This is a genomic window from Faecalibacter sp. (assembly GCF_057177045.1).
Genome location: NZ_CM169987.1, coordinates 1,311,742 through 1,334,104, shown reverse-complemented (window position 1 = coordinate 1,334,104; position 22,363 = coordinate 1,311,742). Strand labels below are relative to the sequence as shown.

Below are 22,363 nucleotides of genomic sequence, written 5' to 3'. Positions count from 1 at the left end.
ATGCAGAAATTAGTACAAGCCGTCGTAACCTTCTCGTTACGCAATACAACATTTGTTTTATTTGCCACCTTGGCCTTGTTATTTGGTGGGATTTATGCGTTAAAACATACGCCAATTGAAGCCTTTCCGGATGTAACCAATACTAGAGCACGTATTATTACGCAATGGCCGGGACGAAGTGCCGAAGAAATGGAAAAATTGGTGACACTACCCATTTCGAAAGTGATGAACAGTATTCCGCATAAATCCAATATTCGTTCGATTTCCTTATTCGGGTTGTCGGTGGTAACCGTTCAATTTGAAGATGGAGTCGATGATTTTTATGCGCAACAATATGTGTCCAATAAATTAAGTGGCGTCGATTTACCGCAAGGTGCCGATGCTTCTATCGAACCGCCTTCTGGTGCGACAGGAGAAATTTTTCGTTATGTGATCAAATCGGATTTACCGATTAAAGAAGTCACAGCCATACAAGATTGGGTGATTGAGCGTGAATTGCTTTCGGTACCTGGAGTGGCCGATGTGGTGAGCTTTGGTGGTGAGGAAAAAACCTATGAAATTAAAATCAATTCTACGGAACTTAAGAATTATGATTTATCGCCTTTGGATGTGTATGAAGCCGTTTCAAAATCGAATATTAACGTAGGTGGAGACGTGATTCAACAAGGGGATCAAGCGTATGTGGTACGTGGAGTTGGTTTGTTGGATAAAATCCAAGACATCGGAAATATTACAGTAAAATTAAACGGTTCTACCCCAATTTTGATTAAAAATGTAGCCGAAGTAGTCGTTTCAAGCAAACCACGCTTAGGTCAGGTTGGCTACAACCAACAAGACGATTTGGTAGAAGGTATTGTCATTATGTTACGAGGTGAAAATCCATCGGAAGTTATTGGCAATTTGAAACAAAAAATCGAAGAATTAAACGAACGTACTTTACCAGATAATGTAAAAATTGAAACCGTAGTCGATCGTACCAAATTGGTGGATAATACTGTAAAAACCGTAGCAAAGAACATCGTGGAAGGTGTTTTATTGGTTTCCTTAATCGTCTTTATTTTCTTGTACAACTGGAAATCAACGTTCATCGTTGCTTCCGTGATTCCTTTAGCGTTCTTGTTTGCTATTATTATGCTTAAAATCCAAGGATTGCCTGCGAATTTAATTTCGATGGGAGCTTTAGATTTTGGTTTATTGCTTGAAGGAACATTGGTGATTGTAGAAACGGTATTTGTGGCTTTAGCGACGATGCAACATAAAGTTGGTCTAGAACGCTTTGCGAAAATGAGTAAAATGGGGGTGATTAAGAAAAGTGCCGGAAGTGTTGCTTCTTATATTTTCTTTGCCTTAATCATTTTAATTGTAGCCCTGTTACCCATTTTCTCTTTCCAAAAAGTAGAAGGGAAAATGTTTACGCCTTTAGCATTTACGTTAGGATACGCTTTATTAGGTTCCTTAATCTTGAGTTTAACCTACGTTCCCGCGATGTGTAAGTTGTTGTTCATCAAAAACATTGAAGAAAAGGAAAACATCATTTCAAGATTTTGCTCGAATGTAATCTTTAAATTATTTACGATTTCGTTCAAAGCCAAAACGATTACAATAGCGGTATTTATTGGTTTGCTTTCTATTTGTGTCGTGAAATTTATGAACTATGGATCTGAATTTTTACCACAACTGAACGAAGGGTCGATTTACGTGCGTGCAACATTGCCGAATAGCATCAATTTACAAGAATCAACACGTCTAACGAAAGAAATGAAAACCTTGTTGATGAAAGATGCCGATGAGATTGATTTTATCTTAACGCAAACGGGTAGACCAAACGATGGAACCGATCCTACAGGCTTCTTTAACATCGAATTCAACATTCAATTAAAAGATGCATCAGCATGGACAAGAGGATTATCGAAGGATGAAATCATACAAGAAATGCGTCAGAAATTAGCGAATTATCCCGGGATTACCTTTGGGTTTTCTCAACCAATTCAAGATAACGTCGAAGAATATGTAGCTGGTGTAAAGAGTTCGTTGGTGATTAAAATTTTCGGGGATGATTTGTATGATTTAGAACGCTATGCGAACAAAGTAGCAAAGTCAATTGAAAAGGTGCAAGGAATAACCGACATCAATGTCTATAAAAACATTGGTTTACCCGAATTGAAAATTCAATTGCACGATACCAAAATGGCACGTTACGGCATCAATACGGCCGATGTTCAAGCCGTAATTGAAATGACAATTGGTGGGCAAGCGGCAACGAAATTCTATGAAAACGACCGTCAGTTTGATGTTATTCTTCGTTTTGAAAAAGACTACCGCGATTCGCCAGAGAAAATTGGGAATATCTTGATTCCAACCAGCAACGGACAAAATGTACCGCTTCAAGAAATAGCTACGATTGGCTACAAAACCGGACCTGCGTTTATTTACCGAGAAGGGAATAGCCGTTATATCGGTGTAGGATTTAGTATTGATGGTCGTGATTTAGGTTCTACCATTGCTGAAGCGAAAAAAGTTGTTGCCAAAGAAGTGCAATTGCCAAAAGACAATTATATGGAATGGGCGGGTGAATTTGAAAGTAAAGAACGTGCGTCGAAACAATTGATGACGGTAATTCCGATTTCATTGATTTTGATTCTGTTGCTTTTATACAGCAATTTCGGAAATATGAAAGATACGGCTTTAGCTGCCATTACAATTCCATTTGCCTTTATCGGCGGATTTTTATCGTTATGGATGACAAATACGATCTTCGGAATTTCAGCCGGAATTGGATTAATTATCCTATTTGGAGTAAACACGATTAACGGAATTATCTTAATTGCAGTGATGAAAGAAAATCTGAAAGATTATCCTTTGGTACAAGCCATTACTTTAGGTGTAAAAAGCCGAATCCGTTCCATCTTAATGATTGCTTTAATGGGTTCATTGGGATTATTACCCGCAGCCTTATCGACAGGAATGGGATCCGAGATCCAAAAACCTTTAGCGATTATGATTGTGGGTGGGTTAATGATTTGCTTGGTCTTATCGTTTACCGTTTTGCCAGCGGTGTTTTATATGGCGTATAGGAAGCAAAAACAATAATTTTAAATAATATTAATAAATAAACCCGTTATTCAAATTTAGAGTAATGGGTTTTATTTATGTGTAAATCATATTTTTATGGATTTAAATTTGATGAGGTAAAGTATGAAGAATAAATTAATTTATAATCCAACATATGACCATTTATCCGATGTAGAAATAAAAATATTGGCTGAACTTGGTGATGCTATCCAATCATATGTTCGAAAAACTCCTCAAGTAAACGACATTAATTACAAAACAAGAGATGTACATGCAACAACATATGGTGCTCTAAAAGGTAAAATATTATTTGATAATGAAATTATAAATGAAGGTTTATTCCCTCAAGAGGAATTAGATGTTTTGTTACGTATTTCTAATTCACATCTCAAATTGGTCAATGGATTTCATTTACCAGCCTTTGGCCTTGCCTTAAAAATTTTAAAAGGGAACGAAACTTGGGCCAATTATCCTTTGGTTAATTTTCCATTATTTCCATTTACAAAAGTAAAGCATTTTTTAAAAGTATTTATCCATATTAATGGGCTATATTCACAAAAAGGGTTAAAAAAGTTGAATCATTTGTTGGGGTTAAATTATCATTTAATCACATCACTTCCAGCGATGATGTATAAAGATCTTTTTAAACATGGATTTATATTGTTCAAGAATCGGAACAAATTTATCATGCATTTTGATTATCACTCCATTGGAGTTTATCGTTGGGGCCATCATTTGATTAAAATAAAATTAAAACCAATTTCAGAAGTTGGTGAATATTCTTCAATTGAAGAATTTATGAAAGTAAATAAAGCCTATCACGCAGACTTATATATTCAATTTGCATATAATGAAAAAAAACAGCCCATAAATCGACTGAATAAGGAATGGACAAATTCACCTTTTATAAAAGTTGGAAAAATTATTTGTGATGAGTTATTAGATCCTTTAAGTGCTGACGTAGAAGCATTGTCCTTTAATCCTTTTGAAAGTAAAGTAAATTTGAGACCAGTAGGAAGAATACAAAAATTACGGAATTATGCTTATCAATCATCCCTAAAAGCGCGTCAATCGTAATGTAAATAATTGATTTAAAGAAATGTTTGTTTTATTGAGTAATATTTGTATATCAATAATATTCATTCGATTTTTTTTGAAATTTGATAATAGGCATGATAAAATTTTGTTAATTACCGTAATTTTAGTTTTAACAATTAAAAATTTTGCAAATTGTATCCGATTACGATTACAATCAGAATACAAATATGCCAAATTTTTTTACTGGAGTAGGTCACTACATTCCTACCCAAACCATTTCCAATTTATTCTTTAACGAACACACTTTTTTAAACGAACAAGGAGAAACTTTAACACAAGACAATGCGACGATTGCCGCAAAACTAAAGCAAATTACAGGCGTTGAGGAACGTCGTTATGCTAGGGAAGATCAAGTAACTTCTGATTTAGGGTATATGGCAGCAACAGCAGCAATATCTGATGCGGGCATTGATCCTGAAACTTTAGATTATATAATTTTTGCTCACAATTTTGGTGATGTGAAATTCAATACCATTCAATCGGATACTGTACCAAGTTTAGCTTCACGAGTAAAGCATTTGCTTCAAATTAAAAATCCATATTGCGTGGCTTATGATATTTTATTTGGATGTCCAGGTTGGGTTGAAGCTGTTATCCAAGCGAATACTTTTATTAATGCTGGAGTTGCCAAAAGATGTTTGGTGATTGGAGCAGAAACACTTTCTCGCGTTGTTGATCCACACGATCGTGATACGATGATTTATGCAGATGGAGCAGGAGCTGTAGTGATTGAAAAATCAAATGATGAAAAAGGAATAAAAGCACACTTATCTGCATCATTTGCAAATGAAGAAAAAGATTATTTATTTTTTGGAAAATCATATAACAATTCCAATTGTCCAAATACAAAATACATTAAGATGTTTGGACGCAAAATTTATGAGTTTGCATTAACTCAAGTGCCTCAAGCCATGAAAAAATGTTTGGATGATAGTCCGTATGAAATTCAAGACATCAGTAAAATCATAATCCATCAAGCTAATGAAAAGATGGATGAGGCGATAGTTAATCGTTTTTATCGTCAATTTAAAATGCCAGTTCCGGAAAATATTATGCCTATGGTGATTCAAAAATTAGGAAATAGCAGTGTTGCAACAGTGCCTATTTTATTAAAAATGATATTGAACGGAGAGGTAGAAAATCATGAAATTAACGAAGGAGATGTCGTTATATTTGCATCAGTGGGTGCCGGTATGAACATCAATACTTTTATCTATCAATTTTAGAAATTAAAATAATTGAAATAAAAAAAAGCTCAGAAACCTCTGAGCTTTTTGTGTTTTATATTTTATCTTTATTTGGATTTCCTGCCATTTTAAGCACGATAAATCCAATAATTCCTGCAAGAAGTGAAGTTAAAAGAACTGCAAGTTTAGCTTCTTCCACATGAAGAGGATCACTGAACGATAGAATGGAAATAAAAATCGACATCGTAAATCCAATTCCTGCTAATAAACCGACACCTACCATATGCATTAAATTACTATTTAATGGCAATTGACCAATACCTAGTTTGGAACATATAAAAGTCGTGGTAACAATACCTATTGGCTTTCCTATCAATAAACCTAATCCAATTCCTAATCCCAAAGGAGAAGTTAATCCTTCGATCATTTCTGATTGTATAGTAATATTTGTATTAGCGAATGCAAAAATGGGAATAATTAAAAAATTGACAGGTTTTACAAGCGCATGCTCGAGTTTTTCTAAAGGAGATTCGACATCTGTCTCATTGGTAGGTAATGTTAATGCTACTAATACACCAGCAATGGTAGCATGTATACCTGAATGATGAACAAAATACCAAATAAATACACCTGGAATAAGGTATAAATAAGGATTTTGAACTTTCATTCGATTCATGACAATTAAAACTATCATCCCTATACCTGCATATGCTAATGCGTCAAAATGTATCCCTGAAGAGTAAAAGATGGCAATAACTAAAATCGCAATTAAATCATCAACGATGGCTAAAGCAGCTAAAAAGATTTTTAAACTTGTTGGTACCCGTTTATCCAATAAAGAAATCACCGCTAAGGCAAAGGCAATATCTGTAGCCATAGGAATACCCCAACCTTCAGATGTATCTAAACCATTATTTAAGAAAATATAAATCAATGCTGGAACAATAGCGCCTCCTATAGCAGCTAGAATGGGTAAGATGGCTTTTTTAGGAGAAGAAAGTTCACCTTCTACAATTTCTCGTTTAATTTCTAGTCCTACAAGTAAAAAGAAAATAGCCATCAAACCATCATTTATCCAGAGACTGATGCTATACTTTAAATGAATATTTTCATTTTCATACCCAATTGTAGTGTCTAAAATACTTTGAAGTGTTTCGGCTAAAGGTGAATTAGCGACAATAAGAGATAAAATCACACAGATAAAGAGCAAAGCTCCACCAAAATTACTCGATTGTACAAAATCTTTAAAAACCTTTAAATTGATTTTTTGCGTCATATTTAATAGTTATAATTGATAATTGCGCAAGATATAACATTTAAAATATCTATAATAATATCAAGATATTTTACTAGATTAGAATATGATAATTTAAGACTTAACCTAAACTTAAAAATAATCGATAATGAAAATCTATAATCTATTCAATTTACATACAGGCGAAGAGAATAAAGATAAAGTACGTGAGGATGTAATTAAGAATATATCCTTTAAAGGTGCCAACCTTTGGATTTTGGCTTGTGCAATTTTGATTGCTTCGATAGGACTTAATGTCAATTCTACGGCAGTTATTATTGGAGCCATGTTAATCTCTCCTTTAATGGGACCCATTGTAGGATCGGGTTTTTCGTTGGCAACTTATGATTTTAATTTGTTGAAACGTTCCGTTAAAAATCTATTGATAGCCACCGTGGTTGGATTTATAGTTTCCGCACTTTATTTTTATATCAGTCCTTTCAAAGATGTACAATCCGAATTATTAGCGCGTACTTCTCCAACAATTTATGATGTACTGATTGCATTTTTTGGAGGAATTGTTGGAGCAGTTTCTATTACCAGAGAAGATAAAGGAAATCCTATACCGGGTGTTGCGATAGCCACAGCGCTTATGCCTCCACTTTGTACAGCAGGATTTGGTTTCGCTACAATGAATTTTAAATTCGTTGCAGGAGCATTATACTTATACAGTATCAATTGTTTTTTTATTGGGATTTCAACATTTTTAGTCTTAAAATATTTAAAATATCAACCCGTTAAAACTCAAAATGAAGCATTTGATAAAAAAGTTCGGATTGCTATTACAGTTTTGGTTTCATTATTGGTCATTCCAAGTTTTTATTTGGCTTTTAATCTTTTAGAAGAAAAGAAATTTACGCAAAATGTAGAACGTTTTATTCAAAATGAATTTGCCGATAAAGGTTATACTCTGATTTATAAAAAAACTAATTTTAATCAATCCCCTAAAAAGATTGAATTAGCGTTCTTATCCAAAAAATTTGATTCCATAGAAATTAAAAATCTTAATGAACGATTAAAAAATTATCAAATCAACGGAACTCAATTGGATATTCGCCAAAATTCATCTGATTTGAAAGATGAAATATTAAAAGAATTACAAACAAATAATTCATTAGATGCCGAAAAAGATGTTCGTATCAAACAATTGATCAAACAATTGGAGGATCAAAAAGTAGGGGATTATAAAACGGTGGAAGAAGTAAAAATATTATTTCCTACGATTCAGTCCATTTCTTTTGGAAAGACCACGCAGTATATAACAAAAGATTCCATAAAAGATCATTTGGTCGTAGTGTATTCATCCAATGCATCCATTGATGATAAAAAATTAAAGGATTGGTTACAATCAAAATTTGAACGTGATAGTTTATTTTTAATTAAAAATTAGATCAATTTTATTGAAGAAATGGATATATCCTTCTTCTTAAATCATTGGAATGATTAAAATATTTTAATTGGATTTTATCTTAAGTGTGATTTTATATTTTATTAAAATTTTAATATTTCAAATGTTATAATTTTAATAAAATCGAAATATTTAAACTAATTTCTTATAAAGTTGTTATTTATCCAATTATTCATTGTATATTTGTACCAATATCAGAGTTTAGATATTATAGTTATAAACTTAATTGTTTACATACATTTTTTATATGTTTTGACTGCGGTCATACACTTCTTAAAACAATTGTATTTTTCCATTAAATTATTACCTAAAGTATTTTCAATTTTATTGAATTTTAATTCTCCAATATTACGTGCTATTATCACACGCTAAACGATAATAAATCCGGGGGAATTGAAGGAGAAGTACTCATTTTATTTTAATCGTCTAGTTCCTTTAGATATTTCGGTGAAACAATTCGAATATTCTCCCATTTATCATGTAGAAATACAAAAAATTACAATTATGCAAGAAGGAACAGTAAAGTTTTTTAATGAAACAAAAGGATTTGGTTTCATTACAGTAGAATCAACAGGAAAAGAAGTATTTGTTCATACTTCAAATTTAATCGATAGTATCAGAGAAAATGATAGAGTATCTTTTAACGTAGAAGAAGGTCAAAAAGGACCTATGGCTACACGTGTTAAAAGAATCTAATATCCATATATATCTTCTAGATTTAGAAAATAGTTTTCGTACTATAATCTTTATATGAAGGTAAAATATTTTTATTATTCATTAAGAAATCGAGCTGTTTCAATTCATTTGAAATGGCTCTTTTTTTTGTCCATTTTTTCTTTCATCGGATTAATCAAATTTACGTTGTTTAAATATTCATCCATTTAATCTTTTAATGGAAAAAATCAAGGGTATACGATTAAGTGTAAACCCTTGAATAACTAGTAAAATTGAATGATATAATAATACTAAAAATGATTTATATAATTGATATTTAATTATTTATCAAAATATATTCCACTTCAAAAAAATTGATATCAACGAGATGTTATATTGATAAACGTTTTATTTTTAGTTTTTTCCTCTATTTCAGAAATATCAATTACATTTACATTAGAGTATATTACAACGATGTAAATAGGGAATCGTGTGAAATTCACGAACTGTCGCGCAACTGTAAGTAGGTTTAATCTACAAGTCAGGATACCTATGCTTTACTATAATTCCGCGGGATGATTTATGGTGATCCACTTCAAGTTGTTGAGGTGAATTTCTTTCATGCATTTCAATCGTAACAAAATAATGTTACTGGAATTTTAGGTTAACACTGAAATCATTAAAACGATAAAATAATGCAAGCTGAAACACAAAAAGAAATCACTTTCGACCAATCTTTACAGAGCAAAATCGATCTTAAAACAAAACCATTAGGGGCTTTAGGAATGTTAGAAGAACTGGCCTTTAAAATAGGTAAAATTCAACAATCGTTAGAACCCGAATTAAAGAATCCTCACATTTTATTATTTGCAGCAGATCATGGAGTTGCAAAAGCAGGAGTAAGTGCTTATCCACCTGAAGTCACTTTTCAAATGGTAATGAATATTTTACAGGGTGGAGCAGCGGTGACCGTTTTTGGAAAACAAAATGGTTTAACCATTAAAACCATTGATGCGGGAGTTAATTATGATTTTGGTAACATTAAAGGATTAATTGATGCTAAAGTTGGATATGGAACCAAAAACTTTATAATTGATCAAGCAATGACAAGAGAGCAATTAAATCAATGTTTAACATTATCTGCTCAAATTGTACAAGAAGTAAAATTAACAGGTTGTAATGTAATTGGTTTTGGAGAAATGGGAATTGGTAACACTTCCTCTGCTTCGATGATTATGCATCAATCTACGGGTATAGACTTGGACGAATGTATTGGGCGTGGAACAGGATTAGATGATGAACAATTAGAACGTAAAAAAGCGTTGTTGCAACAAGCGAATGATTATCATGGAGTATTATCAGATCCAATGGAAATTTTACAAACCTATGGAGGTTTTGAGGTGGCCCAAATATGTGGGGCAATGATCGAAGCATACAAACAAAAAATGATACTAATGGTAGATGGATTTATCGCAACCAGTGCATTTTTAGTCGCTTATGCAATGCATCCTGAGATAATAGATTACGCTGTATTCTGTCATAACAGTAATGAAATTGGTCATCAAAAAATGTTAGCTCATTTGGGTGTTCAACCCATATTACAACTCAACATGAGAGTTGGAGAAGGAACCGGTTGTGCCTTAGCTTATCCCATGTTAGAAAATGCTGTTGCATTTCTAAATAAAATGGCAAGTTTTGATAGTGCAGGAGTATCAAACAAATAAAATGAAACATCAATTTCAATTATTTCTAATCGCCATTATGTTCTATACTCGAATTCCTATACGAGTGAATGTAGCGTATACGGATGAAAAACTAAATGCTTCGACACGTTACTTTCCATTGATAGGTTATGTAGTAGGGGCGATTTCATTTATAGGATTTTATTTGACTCAATTTATTCTTCCTATAGAATTAGCCATACTTGCATCTTTTATTGTAGGGATACTAACTACAGGTGCTTTTCATGAAGACGGTTTGGCAGACTTTTTTGATGGATTTGGAGGGGGATGGACAACAGAGAAAATCCTTGATATCATGAAGGATTCTCGTGTGGGGACCTACGGAATGGTTGCATCCCTTGTTCAACTGGCTATTAAATTTTATACGTTGTTTTATTTAGTAAATATGATGCTTCCGTTCGGTATGCATTGGATTTTTTTACTATTTATCATTTATCACAGTTTAGCACGATTTACGGCTATTCAACTTTGTTTTTTATTGGATTATATTCGATTGGATGAAACCAGTAAAGCAAAACCTATAGCTAAAAAACAATCATGGAAAGAAATTTTAGGAGTATACATTTTTGGTTTATTTCCTGTGAGCATTTTGATACTCCAATTTCCTCTTTTTTTAGGGGTGTTTATTCCAATTATGTTTTTGATTTTTTATTTCAAATCCTATCTGAAACAATGGATTGGTGGTTATACGGGTGATTGTTTAGGTGCAGTTGAACAAATTGCGGAAGGAGTTATATTGCTAACCATACTTGCCTTATGGAAATATATATCATTCGACATACTTCCGTAGCAGTTCCAAAAGGAACTTGTTATGGTCAATATGATGTGGATTTAGCTGATACATTTTTGGATGAAGTTATAGATTATCAACAAAAATTACCTCAAAGTTTTGATGCGGTCTATAGTAGTCCGTTAAAACGTTGTATGGCTTTAGCAGAGCAAATCGCTAATAATGTTATTATGGATGAACGATTGCAAGAAATGAATTTTGGTAATTGGGAAATGAAACATTGGAATGATATTCCTAAAGAAGAATCCATTAACTGGTCTCAAAATTTTGATGTAATTTCTCCACCTCATGGAGAAACGTATCAAGAGGTGTATGATCGTGTATTTGATTTCTATCGTTCATTGAAGGCAAATCTTAGCCATGATAAAGTTTTAATTGTAACGCATGCGGGGATTATACGCTGCTTCTGGGCTATAATTTTAGAATTAAAGCTAAAAAATGCGTTTAAAATTCCAATCCATTTTGGTGAAGTGCTGGTGATCGATTCAACGTATGATTTAATTCTACAAAAATCTTAACGCGCAAATCAGTTACAATTTAAATGATTTGTGAACGAAGGTTAAGAATGTTATATACTATAAAATGAAAGGATAATCACGGTTCAGATTTATGAATCGTGTTTCTTTTTTCAGTGGAATTGAGACTATCTTTACACCATGAAAAAAGTACTTTTCATTATTTTATGTGTGCTCGAAATTTTATGGATTTCTACGGTTTCGTTTGAGTTTTTCTTACGTGCAATCCCGAATGATTTTACTCGAAAACTACATTCTTTTGAAAAGGTAAAAGATGAAGTTGAAATTTTGATATTGGGAAGTTCTCATACGTATGTGGGGCTGAATCCAATATTTTTCGATCAAAAGACGTTCAATTTAGCTTATTCGTCTCAATCCATCGATTTAGATGCTAAAATATGGGATAGAGTAAAATCTCAACTCCCGCGCCTTAAAACCATCATTATACCAATTTCTTATTTTAGTTATGGTTATGCATTAGAAGATGGAAATTCTGCCCATAAAATTAAAAACTACAATATTTATTATTCAATTTATTCGCATACGTTTCAAGTTGAAAACCAATTGGAAATTTTAAATCAATCCATTCAGCGCAATGGGCAACGTTTGAATCGAGCATCTAAAAATACAGAAGCTTTTGTTTTTGTCGATCACAATGGTTTTAATGACCGGAGAATTCCTAAAAAAGAGATCGATTGGGAAAAAAGTGCGGCTCATGCCGTACAGAATCATACCCAAAATTTGAAGGATGATAAAATCAAAACTAGAATTCGGATGCATGTAAATCTTTTGGAAGAAATGATGCAATGGAGTGCTAAGCGAGGGATTAAAATCATATTGATTTCTACTCCGGTAACTCATTTTTATTATTCGCGAATAAATCCCCAACAATTGGATCATTGGAGAAGAACCACCTTAGACTTAAGTACAAAATATAAACATGTAGAATGGTTAAATTATTTCGAAAATGATTCTATTTTTACAACTCAAGATTTTCAAGATGCAGATCACCTCAATAAAAACGGTGCAGCGAAATTATCACTTCTCGTAAATCAATTCATTAATCAAAGCAACTAATTATAATAATGGAACAATATTCCAACTTACAATCTCAATTTCAAACCGACTTAAGCTTACTTAAAAATCGAAAAAGTATATTGAGTAATCTTCGTTTATTATTTTTTGTACTTTTTGCAGTAGCGTTTTATTTCTATGTTTCAAAAGATAATTTGTCAATTTTATTGGTTTCGTTCGCTTTATTTTTTGTGTTTATGGTATTCGTGGTGAAATCCACGAATGTGGGAAAAAAAATCACGTATTTAGAGGACGCTTTACATGCTTTGGATGTTATTTTTAAAGATGATCAGCCCAATTTATTTCATCATTTTGATGGAGAATTTTTTAACAATGTATACAACAAAGATTTAGATATCATTGAAGGGCAATCCTTGTTTAATCGCATCAATAAAACTCAGTCGGCTATAGGAAGTTTTCGTTTAAAGCATTTTTTGTCGCATGTGTTATTGAATAAAAATCAAATTCTTCTTCGTCAAAAAGCATTTTCAGAACTGAAAGAGAAAAGATCATTTATCGTTGCGTTTTTAACATTATCCAAACGTGCAGGAATTCAACAACGTGAAATATTTGGTGCCATTCAACGTCAATTTTTAGGGAAAAATATTCAACTTATTCCAATCATTTTCACGTTTATTCATAGTGTATTTTTCATTTATTTAGCTACAATTGGTTTTGATAAAAAAGCTGTTTTTTTCTGGATTGTAATTTCGATTCCAATTGGCTTTATCACTAATTTATTGTTTAAAAATAAAGTGAATCAAGCCCTTTCTTACGCTTTTGTTACAGCTGATCAATTACAAAATTTGATTGATTTATTTGCACTTGTGGAAAAAGAATCTTTTCAAGAGGAATTGAATCAAACGGCACAAAAACAATTAATTTCAGATTCGGATAAAGCATCAGATCAATTGAGAAAGGTTCGTTCCTCTCTAGAAAGTTTAGAAGCGGTAGGTTTTCCAATTATCGGATTTTTATTGAATAATTTTTTATTGTGGAGGTTGTTTTTTACAGTTCAAATCGAAAAACGAATAGAGAATGTAGCTGTAAATAATGTCCAATGGATTGATGGGATTTCTAATTTGGAAGCTTACATCTCATTCGCCATTTTCAATGATAAATTTTCATCTTTCACTACACCAATGGTATCGGATCATGTTTTTGATCTTCAATTGCGACAGGCGTTTCATCCTCTATTGAATGAAGAAATCGCTGTGAAAAATAGTTTCAAAAGTCAACGAAAAAATAATATTGCGATAATTACAGGAGCCAATATGGCCGGTAAAAGTACGTTTTTGCGTACCGTTGGTACCAATTTGGTGTTAGCAATGAATGGAGCGAATGTCAGTGCAGAGGAGATGGTATTTTATCCGATGGATATTTTTACAAGTATCCGTACAGTGGATAATCTATCGTCAGGAGATTCGTATTTCAAAAATGAAATCAATAAATTGAAAATATTAATTGATCGTTTGGATCAAAATTTACCACAATATATTATTCTGGATGAGATTTTAAAAGGAACAAATTCCCAAGATAAATTGATTGGTTCACAAAAATTTTTAGAAAAATTAATGCAACATCCAACCAATTTGTTGTGTTTTATCGCAACACATGATTTAGAATTAACGAAGATGGAAGAAGAACATCCTAATCATATTGTGAACTACTGTTTTGAGCTAAAAAATGTAGATGAACATTATTATTCGGATTATCAATTACGAAAAGGTACAACTCAAGTGATGAACGCGATTTATTTAATGAAAGAATTTAAAATCATCGATGCATAATATCAAAAAGACCTTCTTAGAAGGTCTTTTTTTTAAAAATTATTTATTTTTCCCAGATGGCAATAACTTCATTATTTCGGTAAACAGTTGCTTTTTGTAAACCTCGATAAAAAGGTCCTTTATCGATAATAATTTGCAAAGGTAAATGGCTGATTTGTTTACGAATTTCCTCATTTGGGAATGTTTGAACTTGATTTCGAAAAGCGATAAAAATATCGTTTTCTTTGAGAAATTTCAGATCATCTTCTTGGATGATTTTTACATCTTGTTCGCTTAAGAAAAATTGATCTAAGATGTAATCAAATGTTACTTTTCTTTTACCTTTTAACTCAGGATGTTCGTTCAAGAAAATTCTTAATTCATTCAGAATTTTGTAAAAAGGACCAATCATTGGCGGCTTAGGAATCTTAAGTTCAAATAAATTGCCATCAATTAAGCGCAAAGGTTGATTTAATTGCAATTGATTTTGATACAATAGATGCTGATAATTAAAACCACGTTCAATAAATGATTCTTTGATTTGATCCAATAATTCTTCATTACGAATCGGAACCAATTGATTGATAAATTCAATTAATTCGACGTTTTCTAATTGTTGAAATACGACATTCAACGGGCTTGCTGTTGACATACAATAAAAATGTTTAAATGAATAAATGTTTTATTGTATTTCGATAAATAAGAAGGGAAATGTTACGTTTATTTTGGATTGTAATCCCGTATTATTTGACCACCGTGGAGACTTCTCTCGGTTGGTATCGCGCAAATATGCGATTCGAAATACTAGGCAAATCTACGAGTTATTTTTAATTTTCCAAATTCAATGTACATTCAAACGCAAATTTTTACCTTTAACCTGTAGATAAAAAAACGTAAAGATGAAGGATAAACAGGAATTTCCCACGTTTGATATTTGTAATTTAAATACAGATAAAAATATTAACGAATTATTTTCTGTCGATCGTTTCAAAGGATATGTGGATAGTAATCCTCATTTAAAACAAATGCACAATCACCATTATTTTCATTTGGTTTACTTTACGGAAGGGAGTGGAGAACATATTATTGATTTTGAGAGTTTTCCTGTGCAATCTGGTATGATTTATTTTATGCGTCCTGGTCAAGTGCATCAATGGCGATTTAAACATCAATACGATGGATATGTCATTAATTTTAGTGCGAATTTTTTTGATTGGTTAGGTATTCACTCAGGGATTTTGCATCAATTTTCATTTTTTAAAAGTATGCAATTGCATCATCAAGTCACTATGATTAACGAAGAACAATCGGAGATCGTAGTGCCAATTTTCGAGCATATTTTGAAAGAACATGCCATGAATCATTCTTCTTCAAATCTTAAAATTGCAACTTTATTACTACAATTGTTTATTGATGTTAATCGTTTTTTTAACCCAATGGAAAATTCGCTTAACGAATATCAATCGGTATTAATTCATAATTTTAAGGATCTGATTGAGCAATTTTTTAAAGAGAAAAGATTGCCAAAAGAATATGCAGAAATGTTATACATTACTCCTAATCATCTCAATGCATTATGCAAGGATGTTCTCGGAATTTCAGCTGGTGAATTAATAAGAAATCGCGTGGTATTAGAAGCAAAACGATTATTGGTAAATAAAGAAATGACTGTCAGCGAAGTAGCTTATGTATTAAATTTTCAAGATGTTTCTTATTTTGTGAAATTCTTTAAAAAATATACTGCATTAACACCAGAGCAATTCAGGAAACAATACTATTTATAATCACTATATTTTCTTTTTTTATTGTTTTTCAATATGTTATAAATTGCTAATTTTTGTTTTTATTCAATCCGTAAAAAGTACCATATAATCGTCGAATAAGACAATGGTTAAGGGATTTGCACCTTCTAACTTTGTTTGACAATTTGATGTTATATGAACAAAAAAACTGAACAACATTTCTCATGGGAATATGCTGAGGAAAATGAAGCTTTCCGAAATGCGGTTGCTACCATGGAGAAAAATGGAACAAGAAAGTGGGTGTATGCGAAAAAGCCTGCAGGGAAATATACCAATTACCGAACAATTCTTTCTGTTATATTATTAGCCTTATTGGTTATTTTACCTCTTATTACATTGCCTAATGGAAATCCAATTTTCAAATTTGATGTGTTCAATACTCAATTCGTTTTGTTTGGATATCCCTTCTTTACAACAGATTTTTTCTTGCTTGCGTTTGGAATGATTATATGCGTTGTTTTTGTGATTTTATTTACAACCGTATATGGTCGAATATTTTGTGGCTGGTTTTGTCCTCAAACTATTTTTTTAGAGTTTGTATTTCGTAAAATTGAATATCTCATAGAAGGAGATCGTAACAAACAAATGCGATTAGATAAGCAAGAATGGAATGAAGAAAAAATAATTAAACGTGGATCAAAATGGTTTATTTATTACCTCATTTCTTTTTTTGTAGTGAATATCTTAATGGCCTATATCGTGGGAATGGATTTTTTAAAATCAATGTATAGAGATTCACCCTCAGAACATATTGGGAAATTTATAGGAATGTTCATTTTCAGTTGGCTGTTTTTCTTTGTTTTTGCATGGTTTAGAGAGCAGGCATGTACTCTTGTATGTCCATATGGCCGCTTACAAGGTGTATTAATTGATAAACATACCATGCAAGTTTCTTATGATTATAAGCGAGGTGAAGGACGTTCGAAATTTAGAAAAAACGAAGATCGAAAAGCATTAGGTAAGGGCGATTGTATCGATTGTGGGCAATGTGTGGCAGTATGTCCTACAGGGATTGATATTCGAAATGGATCACAGTTAGAATGCGTCAATTGTACAGCATGTATGGATGTATGTGATGAAGTGATGGAAAAAATTAATTTACCCAAAGGTTTGATTCGTTATGCATCGGAAGATAACATTAAAGAAGGTAAACCTTTTCAGGTTTCGATTCGAATGGTAGCATTTTCAGTAATATTGATAGCAATGGTTGCTGGATTAGGTGCTTTTGTAATGAACCGAAGTGATGTAGAAGCAAAATTTTTGCAGATTCCTGGAAGTGATTATAAAGAAGAAGGAATTTTGATTGTTAATACGTTACAGTATAGTTTGATGAATAAAACGAATCAATCGCATCAATTAAAAGCAATTGTATTATCTCATCCTAAAAGTAAAGTAGAATTAGTGTCAGATCGTCATCAAATGATTTATATAGAACCAGGTGAGTTGAAGCAAGGGTTTGTGAAAGTAAAAATACCTCGTTCCGAATTGTCTTCATATAAAGAATTAATTCATATTCAATTAGTCGATGAAAATAACCGTACAATTGATACTTATAAAATCAGTTTTATGGCACCCTTTGATATTGGGATTGAATAAAAAAAAACACCTCTATTAGAGGTGTTTTTTTTATGGAATTGATTTAATCTCTTGTTTATTTTTAAGCATATGTTGTACAAAAACAAAGAACTCAAAAACACCAATGAATAGAATGAAATAGGCAAATAATTCTGTACATTCTTCAGCCGCATTTTTAACATCACGTGTATAGTTTTCGGTTCCTTCGACTACTATCCAAAATTTTTTTCGACCAAACATTCGCGAGAAAATCAATAATGTTGTAAAGCCCAAAAAGAGTATTCCAGATGAGGCGGAACTTATGAATTTTTCAAGTTCAGTAAGAATGGATTTTCGATGTTTGTAAATATAATAAGAAAGTAAGATGGTGTATGTTATGCTTATCATTTTCCAACTGTGTTCTCCAATGGTAGAGTCTAAAAATGCATCTTGTTCACGGATTAAAAAACACCAAAAATTAAAAGCAAGAGATATCGAATGCCATGAAATCCTTTGGTAAAAGCAAGAAAAATTAGCATTAAACCTAACAATACATTTTGTAGTTTTTCAACATAACTGGATTCGGCAATCTTTACAATATCATCGTCGTATAAGGCATCGAGGTGCATAACTTCCATTAAACCATAAACTATTGCTGCATAAATAATATAGCGTAAAAAAGTAAATTTCATCTTCATATAATCATTGTCATTTATTATATTCTTTAAAAATAATTGTAGTGCGTTTGAATCATTATGGAGCGTAAAGCATAATGATAAAACAGAAAGAATGCCGGCAAAAGTAGAGGAAATTTAAATTTACAAAGTAGTTTAAATTTCGTTAAAAATGGTTTCTAATTAACCTACTTCGTAGGATGATTTTTGATACGTTTTTGGGGTGATGTTAGTGTTTCGCTTAAAAAATTTTGTAAACGAAGAGGCATCAGAAAAGCCAAGTTTATCGGCTACATTTTGAATGGATAGGTTTTCGTCCTTTAATAGTTTTTTAGCTTCTGATAAAATCATTTGATCAATAATTTTTCGAGGTGTTTCTTGTGTTGTGGCTTTGACAGAACTGATGAGATGTTTAGGAGTGATATTTAATTGGTCTGCAAAATATTCCACACCTTTCAATTGATTGATGTTGAGTAAAACAAAAAAGTTAGAGGTAATAATTTGAGCTCGTGATAATTCTGTGATGTGATGCTGTTGATGGTTAAGGAATAATTGGATGATTTCGTAACTGATTAAAGTAAAGACTGATTTAATTTTTTGAAAACTGAATAATGTTTTGGCTTCTGTTAATTTTTCTTCAAATAAATCAAATAATCGATTAAAATAAACGTATTGATCAGGGGTTAAATTTTCTTTGGAAAATTTTTTAATACGAAATAAATGTAAAGGTTCAATCGAGTAAAACGGCTCAGAAAATAAAGGCACTAGATTGTTGTGTACGCCGATAATAGTTACCTCACAATCTCCAGATGCCTCTACCAATTTTATAGTAAGAAAAGGTCTAAATCCAATTAATTGTTTTGAATTAACGGTTGTGATTTCATTTTCGATTGTAAGCGTTAAATTTCCTTTATGACAAACTAAAATACCAGAATATTCTTGATTAACTTCTTGCATCTCTGTTGAGAGGCATGACATTAATCCTTTTTTGATGAAGAATGATTCATTTAAAGATGTGCTGCAATTATTCAAAACATAAAGTTTAAAAAGAACAAAATTACAACGAAGTCTCCATTCGTGTGTAACTGAAGTTACCTATCGATGATGGATGGGATTATTTAATTATTTTTGTTTAAAACATAAATCGTATGGCGCAAGAAATTTTAAAAGGCTTAGAAGAAGGGAAAGTGATTTTTAATGATGTAATCGCTTATATTGAATCAAAATATATTCATACACCAACAGCTTTTAAAAATGGGATGCAGAAAAATGCTGCAGATCAAAATCAAGGAAGTGCAAAAGTGTTAGCTTTTGGTCAATTAGAAAATTTATCCGTAGAGGATACGTTAAAATTATTTGCAGAACATTATCAGTCTGTTTTAGATTCACCAGAAGGAGAAGATCATCAAAATATACGTCAGTTTATGGCCAATGGATGGGAAGGTGTATCTTTTGATGGTGAAGTTTTGATTTTAAAATAATCACAATGAAACAATTAACACTATTATTTTTATGCTTTGCCGCTTTATCGTGTGCACAAGAGACGAAGACACATGGATTAAAAGCAGAATCAATCACTTATACTTCTAAAGAGGTTGATCAAATGGCTGTTTTTGAGGGTTGTGATTTGTATCCAACCACTCAGGAAAATGTAACTTGTTTTTCGAATATGATGAATCAAATATTCATTCAGTTTTTTAAAACTAAATTTGATGTTACAACATTACCGAAAGGAGTGGTTAAAATTACCTATGTGATTGGTAAGGATGGAAAATTGAAAGATTTTAAAGGACAAGGAAATGAAGAACTAATTCCTTATGCTTTAGAAGTTTTTGAAGAAATAAATCAAACGATTTCGTTTCAGCCAGCAACTAAAAATGGTGTTTCGGTTGATGTTAAATTTGCAATGCCAATTAAGAATGAATAGTATAAAAAGGAAGCTAACATAGCTTCCTTATTTTTATACATGTTTAATGATATATGTGACTATTCCCCATACCATAAAATCATTGTCTTCTGTAATACGTATGGGTGAAAATTTTTTGTTATACGGAATAAGCCAAAGGCAATCACGATCAACTTTGATGCGCTTTACAGTAAATTCACCATCCACCATACAAACAGCAATTTTACCATTTGCAGGTTCTAGACTTTTATCGATTACTAAAATGTCCCCTTCGTCCATATCGGCGTCAATCATCGAGTCTCCTTTTACACGTGCATAAAAAGTTGATTCTCTATTTTTTACCAAGGCAACATCCAAACTAATTTTGTCGGTTTTAAAATCTTCAGCAGGAGATGGAAATCCGGCTTGTATAGGATTTTCCATAAGAATGGCTTCTCTTCCTTTAACGATTTGTGGGGAGTTAATTATTAATTTCATTAGGCGATATTTAAGTCAATTTGTATTAAATCATTAATATTTGTTGTGAAATTTTTCGATAGATGTGCTTGACGCATTTTCCATGTGCGGTCCAAATCTTGAATGCCTAATTTTATTTTAGGTTCACCCATTTTTCGGTTCAGTCTATCAATGGCTTTCATTAAATCGTTGTGGCGATAATCTTGTTCATCAAAAAGGTTAAGTTGTTTTTCGCTTGCTTGACTAAAAGAAGTTACAATGACACCGGCTCTTTTATAGGCATATCCTTCTCTGAAAATCATATCCAGCGCTTTGATCGCATAATTGCATAACGTGAGATTCGAATTACTTCCATAAGGCAATTGTAAAGTAACCGTTCGTCGGTATTGCATGGTTTCTTTTTGTGGATTGGTTTGGATCAAAACAGAAAGAAGATGAGCATCCGAATTTTGTTTGCGTAATTTTTCAGCACATGAAATAGCAAATGTAGCGACACGTTCTTTCACAAATTCATATTCCCGCTCGTCTCTTTCAAATGATCGGGTAGTGGCAATGGATTGTTTGGTTTTGATGTCTTCTAAACGGAGAACAGATTCTCCAAGTAATTCTTTTTTTAATCGGAGTTCAACAATTGAAAATTCTTTTTTAACATAGCTATCGCTCAGTTGTGTAAAATCGTACGCTGTATTAATATTAAGTGAACGTAATCGAGCTGCTAAACGTCTGCCGATTCCCCAAACTTCTTCAATGGTTAACCATTTTAAAGCTTTGATTCGTTTTTGATCCGTATCCAAAAGATAAACACCATTCAACTGATCCGGAAATTTTTTTGCGATTTTATTAGCAACTTTAGCTAATGCTTTGGTTGGAGCCATGCCAACACATACGGGAATACCTAAGCTTTTTTTTAGATCTTGTTTGATTTGCCTTCCGATGGTATCCCATTCATAAAAATGCTCGAATCCATTAAATTCTAAAAATGACTCGTCAATAGAATACACTTCAAAGTCTGGCGTGTAACGTTGCAAAATATTCATGACGCGTTGGCTCATATCTGCATATAAATTATAATTGCTTGAAAAAACTTTTACATTATGTTTTTTAAACAATGGTTGATATTGATATGCAGGAGCACCCATAGGTATTCCTAATCGTTTCGCTTCATCTGAACGAGATACAACACATCCATCGTTGTTGGATAATACAACGACAGGTTTGGAAAGGTATTGAGGATTAAACAACCTTTCGCAGCTTACGTAGAAATTATTACAATCGATTAATGCATACATGCCGACAAAACTATTGGCTATTACGGACAATGTATGGCGTTGAATAAAAGTATTGTAAATATTTGTTAAAGATTGAAAA

General features: G+C 32.1%; 21 protein-coding genes and 2 riboswitches. Of the genes, 14 read left to right on the top strand and 7 right to left on the bottom strand.

Annotated features, from left to right (window positions below; translation table 11 throughout):
- The 3 genes from AC1QSP_RS06030 to AC1QSP_RS06020 all read left to right on the top strand — a co-directional run bounded on the left by AC1QSP_RS06030 (position 1) and on the right by AC1QSP_RS06020 (position 5,396).
- Positions 1 to 3,090, top strand: a complete 3,090-nt coding sequence (locus tag AC1QSP_RS06030; protein WP_484080228.1) for an efflux RND transporter permease subunit — start codon at positions 1 to 3, stop codon at positions 3,088 to 3,090.
- Between the two features lie 105 nt (positions 3,091 to 3,195).
- Positions 3,196 to 4,149: a catalase family protein gene (locus tag AC1QSP_RS06025; RefSeq protein WP_484080227.1), complete on the top strand. Its 954-nt coding sequence runs from the start codon at positions 3,196 to 3,198 to the stop codon at positions 4,147 to 4,149.
- 188 nt (positions 4,150 to 4,337) lie between these two features.
- Positions 4,338 to 5,396 carry a 3-oxoacyl-ACP synthase III family protein gene (locus tag AC1QSP_RS06020; RefSeq protein ID WP_484080226.1) on the top strand — a complete coding sequence of 353 codons (1,059 nt, stop codon included), beginning with the start codon at positions 4,338 to 4,340 and terminating at the stop codon, positions 5,394 to 5,396.
- A 55-nt stretch (positions 5,397 to 5,451) separates the two neighbouring features.
- On the opposite strand, the gene nhaA is transcribed toward AC1QSP_RS06020, so the two are convergent.
- Complete coding sequence (nhaA, locus tag AC1QSP_RS06015) at positions 5,452 to 6,633, bottom strand: Na+/H+ antiporter NhaA (RefSeq protein ID WP_484080225.1); 1,182 nt, start codon at positions 6,631 to 6,633, stop codon at positions 5,452 to 5,454.
- A 127-nt stretch (positions 6,634 to 6,760) separates the two neighbouring features.
- Between nhaA and AC1QSP_RS06010 the strand changes: the two genes are divergently transcribed.
- The 7 genes from AC1QSP_RS06010 to AC1QSP_RS05980 all read left to right on the top strand — a co-directional run bounded on the left by AC1QSP_RS06010 (position 6,761) and on the right by AC1QSP_RS05980 (position 14,624).
- On the top strand, positions 6,761 to 8,041 hold the full coding sequence (locus tag AC1QSP_RS06010; protein ID WP_484080224.1) for a DUF389 domain-containing protein: 1,281 nt from the start codon (positions 6,761 to 6,763) through the stop codon (positions 8,039 to 8,041).
- 411 nt (positions 8,042 to 8,452) lie between these two features.
- Entirely contained in the window at positions 8,453 to 8,755 is a 303-nt protein-coding gene (locus AC1QSP_RS06005) for a cold-shock protein (RefSeq protein WP_484080223.1), read from the top strand.
- Positions 8,756 to 9,157: 402 nt separating this feature from the next.
- Positions 9,158 to 9,285, top strand: a riboswitch (cobalamin riboswitch).
- A 123-nt stretch (positions 9,286 to 9,408) separates the two neighbouring features.
- Positions 9,409 to 10,437, top strand: coding sequence for a nicotinate-nucleotide--dimethylbenzimidazole phosphoribosyltransferase (gene cobT, locus AC1QSP_RS06000; protein WP_484080222.1), 1,029 nt, complete (start codon positions 9,409 to 9,411; stop codon positions 10,435 to 10,437).
- Between the two features lies 1 nt (position 10,438).
- A complete protein-coding gene (locus AC1QSP_RS05995) occupies positions 10,439 to 11,245 on the top strand; it encodes an adenosylcobinamide-GDP ribazoletransferase (RefSeq protein WP_484080221.1) in 807 nt (268 codons plus the stop codon).
- Entirely contained in the window at positions 11,212 to 11,763 is a 552-nt protein-coding gene (gene cobC / locus AC1QSP_RS05990; RefSeq protein WP_484080220.1) for an alpha-ribazole phosphatase, read from the top strand. Before AC1QSP_RS05995 ends, cobC begins: the two co-directional genes overlap by 34 nt.
- 138 nt (positions 11,764 to 11,901) lie before the next feature.
- Positions 11,902 to 12,837: a hypothetical protein gene (locus AC1QSP_RS05985; RefSeq protein WP_484080219.1), complete on the top strand. Its 936-nt coding sequence runs from the start codon at positions 11,902 to 11,904 to the stop codon at positions 12,835 to 12,837.
- A gap of 221 nt (positions 12,838 to 13,058) precedes the next feature.
- The gene (locus AC1QSP_RS05980) at positions 13,059 to 14,624 is read left to right on the top strand and encodes a MutS-related protein (protein ID WP_484080218.1); all 1,566 of its coding nucleotides are present in this window, start codon (positions 13,059 to 13,061) and stop codon (positions 14,622 to 14,624) included.
- Between the two features lie 43 nt (positions 14,625 to 14,667).
- Here the strand turns inward: AC1QSP_RS05980 and AC1QSP_RS05975 are convergent, their stop codons facing one another.
- Positions 14,668 to 15,255: a hypothetical protein gene (locus tag AC1QSP_RS05975; protein WP_484080217.1), complete on the bottom strand. Its 588-nt coding sequence runs from the start codon at positions 15,253 to 15,255 to the stop codon at positions 14,668 to 14,670.
- A gap of 59 nt (positions 15,256 to 15,314) precedes the next feature.
- A riboswitch (SAM-I-IV-variant riboswitch) is annotated at positions 15,315 to 15,413 on the bottom strand.
- An 89-nt stretch (positions 15,414 to 15,502) separates the two neighbouring features.
- Here AC1QSP_RS05975 and AC1QSP_RS05970 point away from each other — a divergent pair.
- Both AC1QSP_RS05970 and ccoG read left to right on the top strand, forming a co-directional pair.
- A complete protein-coding gene (locus tag AC1QSP_RS05970) occupies positions 15,503 to 16,387 on the top strand; it encodes a helix-turn-helix domain-containing protein (RefSeq protein ID WP_484080216.1) in 885 nt (294 codons plus the stop codon).
- A gap of 153 nt (positions 16,388 to 16,540) precedes the next feature.
- Positions 16,541 to 18,001 carry a cytochrome c oxidase accessory protein CcoG gene (gene ccoG / locus AC1QSP_RS05965; protein ID WP_484080215.1) on the top strand — a complete coding sequence of 487 codons (1,461 nt, stop codon included), beginning with the start codon at positions 16,541 to 16,543 and terminating at the stop codon, positions 17,999 to 18,001.
- Between the two features lie 30 nt (positions 18,002 to 18,031).
- Here ccoG and AC1QSP_RS05960 read toward each other — a convergent pair whose 3' ends face one another.
- The 3 genes from AC1QSP_RS05960 to AC1QSP_RS05950 all read right to left on the bottom strand — a co-directional run bounded on the left by AC1QSP_RS05960 (position 18,032) and on the right by AC1QSP_RS05950 (position 19,611).
- Positions 18,032 to 18,367, bottom strand: a complete 336-nt coding sequence (locus tag AC1QSP_RS05960; protein ID WP_484080214.1) for a hypothetical protein — start codon at positions 18,365 to 18,367, stop codon at positions 18,032 to 18,034.
- 53 nt (positions 18,368 to 18,420) lie between these two features.
- Positions 18,421 to 18,657 (bottom strand): hypothetical protein, encoded by a 237-nt coding sequence (locus tag AC1QSP_RS05955; protein WP_484080213.1) that lies wholly within the window; start codon positions 18,655 to 18,657, stop codon positions 18,421 to 18,423.
- 159 nt (positions 18,658 to 18,816) lie between these two features.
- Positions 18,817 to 19,611 (bottom strand): helix-turn-helix domain-containing protein, encoded by a 795-nt coding sequence (locus AC1QSP_RS05950; protein ID WP_484080212.1) that lies wholly within the window; start codon positions 19,609 to 19,611, stop codon positions 18,817 to 18,819.
- Between the two features lie 170 nt (positions 19,612 to 19,781).
- Between AC1QSP_RS05950 and AC1QSP_RS05945 the strand changes: the two genes are divergently transcribed.
- Complete coding sequence (locus tag AC1QSP_RS05945) at positions 19,782 to 20,114, top strand: HopJ type III effector protein (RefSeq protein ID WP_484080211.1); 333 nt, start codon at positions 19,782 to 19,784, stop codon at positions 20,112 to 20,114.
- A 5-nt stretch (positions 20,115 to 20,119) separates the two neighbouring features.
- A complete protein-coding gene (locus AC1QSP_RS05940; protein ID WP_484080210.1) occupies positions 20,120 to 20,560 on the top strand; it encodes an energy transducer TonB in 441 nt (146 codons plus the stop codon).
- Positions 20,561 to 20,593: 33 nt separating this feature from the next.
- On the opposite strand, the gene AC1QSP_RS05935 is transcribed toward AC1QSP_RS05940, so the two are convergent.
- Together AC1QSP_RS05935 and AC1QSP_RS05930 are read right to left on the bottom strand one after the other, a co-directional pair.
- A complete protein-coding gene (locus AC1QSP_RS05935) occupies positions 20,594 to 21,016 on the bottom strand; it encodes a LexA family protein (protein WP_322969231.1) in 423 nt (140 codons plus the stop codon).
- Complete coding sequence (locus tag AC1QSP_RS05930) at positions 21,016 to 22,314, bottom strand: Y-family DNA polymerase (RefSeq protein WP_484080209.1); 1,299 nt, start codon at positions 22,312 to 22,314, stop codon at positions 21,016 to 21,018. Before AC1QSP_RS05930 ends, AC1QSP_RS05935 begins: the two co-directional genes overlap by 1 nt.
- Positions 22,315 to 22,363 lie beyond the last annotated feature (49 nt).

What these genes read in the sequence shown, in the direction of transcription:
- AC1QSP_RS06030 (WP_484080228.1), top strand. Translation starts at nt 1, where the DNA reads ATGCAGAAATTAGTACAAGCCGTCGTAACCTTCTCGTTACGCAATACA.
- AC1QSP_RS06025 (WP_484080227.1), top strand. Translation starts at nt 3,196, where the DNA reads ATGAAGAATAAATTAATTTATAATCCAACATATGACCATTTATCCGAT.
- AC1QSP_RS06020 (WP_484080226.1), top strand. Translation starts at nt 4,338, where the DNA reads ATGCCAAATTTTTTTACTGGAGTAGGTCACTACATTCCTACCCAAACC.
- nhaA (WP_484080225.1), bottom strand. Translation starts at nt 6,633, where the DNA reads ATGACGCAAAAAATCAATTTAAAGGTTTTTAAAGATTTTGTACAATCG.
- AC1QSP_RS06010 (WP_484080224.1), top strand. Translation starts at nt 6,761, where the DNA reads ATGAAAATCTATAATCTATTCAATTTACATACAGGCGAAGAGAATAAA.
- cobT (WP_484080222.1), top strand. Translation starts at nt 9,409, where the DNA reads ATGCAAGCTGAAACACAAAAAGAAATCACTTTCGACCAATCTTTACAG.
- AC1QSP_RS05995 (WP_484080221.1), top strand. Translation starts at nt 10,439, where the DNA reads ATGAAACATCAATTTCAATTATTTCTAATCGCCATTATGTTCTATACT.
- cobC (WP_484080220.1), top strand. Translation starts at nt 11,212, where the DNA reads ATGGAAATATATATCATTCGACATACTTCCGTAGCAGTTCCAAAAGGA.
- AC1QSP_RS05985 (WP_484080219.1), top strand. Translation starts at nt 11,902, where the DNA reads ATGAAAAAAGTACTTTTCATTATTTTATGTGTGCTCGAAATTTTATGG.
- AC1QSP_RS05975 (WP_484080217.1), bottom strand. Translation starts at nt 15,255, where the DNA reads ATGTCAACAGCAAGCCCGTTGAATGTCGTATTTCAACAATTAGAAAAC.
- AC1QSP_RS05970 (WP_484080216.1), top strand. Translation starts at nt 15,503, where the DNA reads ATGAAGGATAAACAGGAATTTCCCACGTTTGATATTTGTAATTTAAAT.
- ccoG (WP_484080215.1), top strand. Translation starts at nt 16,541, where the DNA reads ATGAACAAAAAAACTGAACAACATTTCTCATGGGAATATGCTGAGGAA.
- AC1QSP_RS05960 (WP_484080214.1), bottom strand. Translation starts at nt 18,367, where the DNA reads ATGATAAGCATAACATACACCATCTTACTTTCTTATTATATTTACAAA.
- AC1QSP_RS05955 (WP_484080213.1), bottom strand. Translation starts at nt 18,657, where the DNA reads ATGAAGATGAAATTTACTTTTTTACGCTATATTATTTATGCAGCAATA.
- AC1QSP_RS05950 (WP_484080212.1), bottom strand. Translation starts at nt 19,611, where the DNA reads ATGTCATGCCTCTCAACAGAGATGCAAGAAGTTAATCAAGAATATTCT.
- AC1QSP_RS05945 (WP_484080211.1), top strand. Translation starts at nt 19,782, where the DNA reads ATGGCGCAAGAAATTTTAAAAGGCTTAGAAGAAGGGAAAGTGATTTTT.
- AC1QSP_RS05940 (WP_484080210.1), top strand. Translation starts at nt 20,120, where the DNA reads ATGAAACAATTAACACTATTATTTTTATGCTTTGCCGCTTTATCGTGT.
- AC1QSP_RS05935 (WP_322969231.1), bottom strand. Translation starts at nt 21,016, where the DNA reads ATGAAATTAATAATTAACTCCCCACAAATCGTTAAAGGAAGAGAAGCC.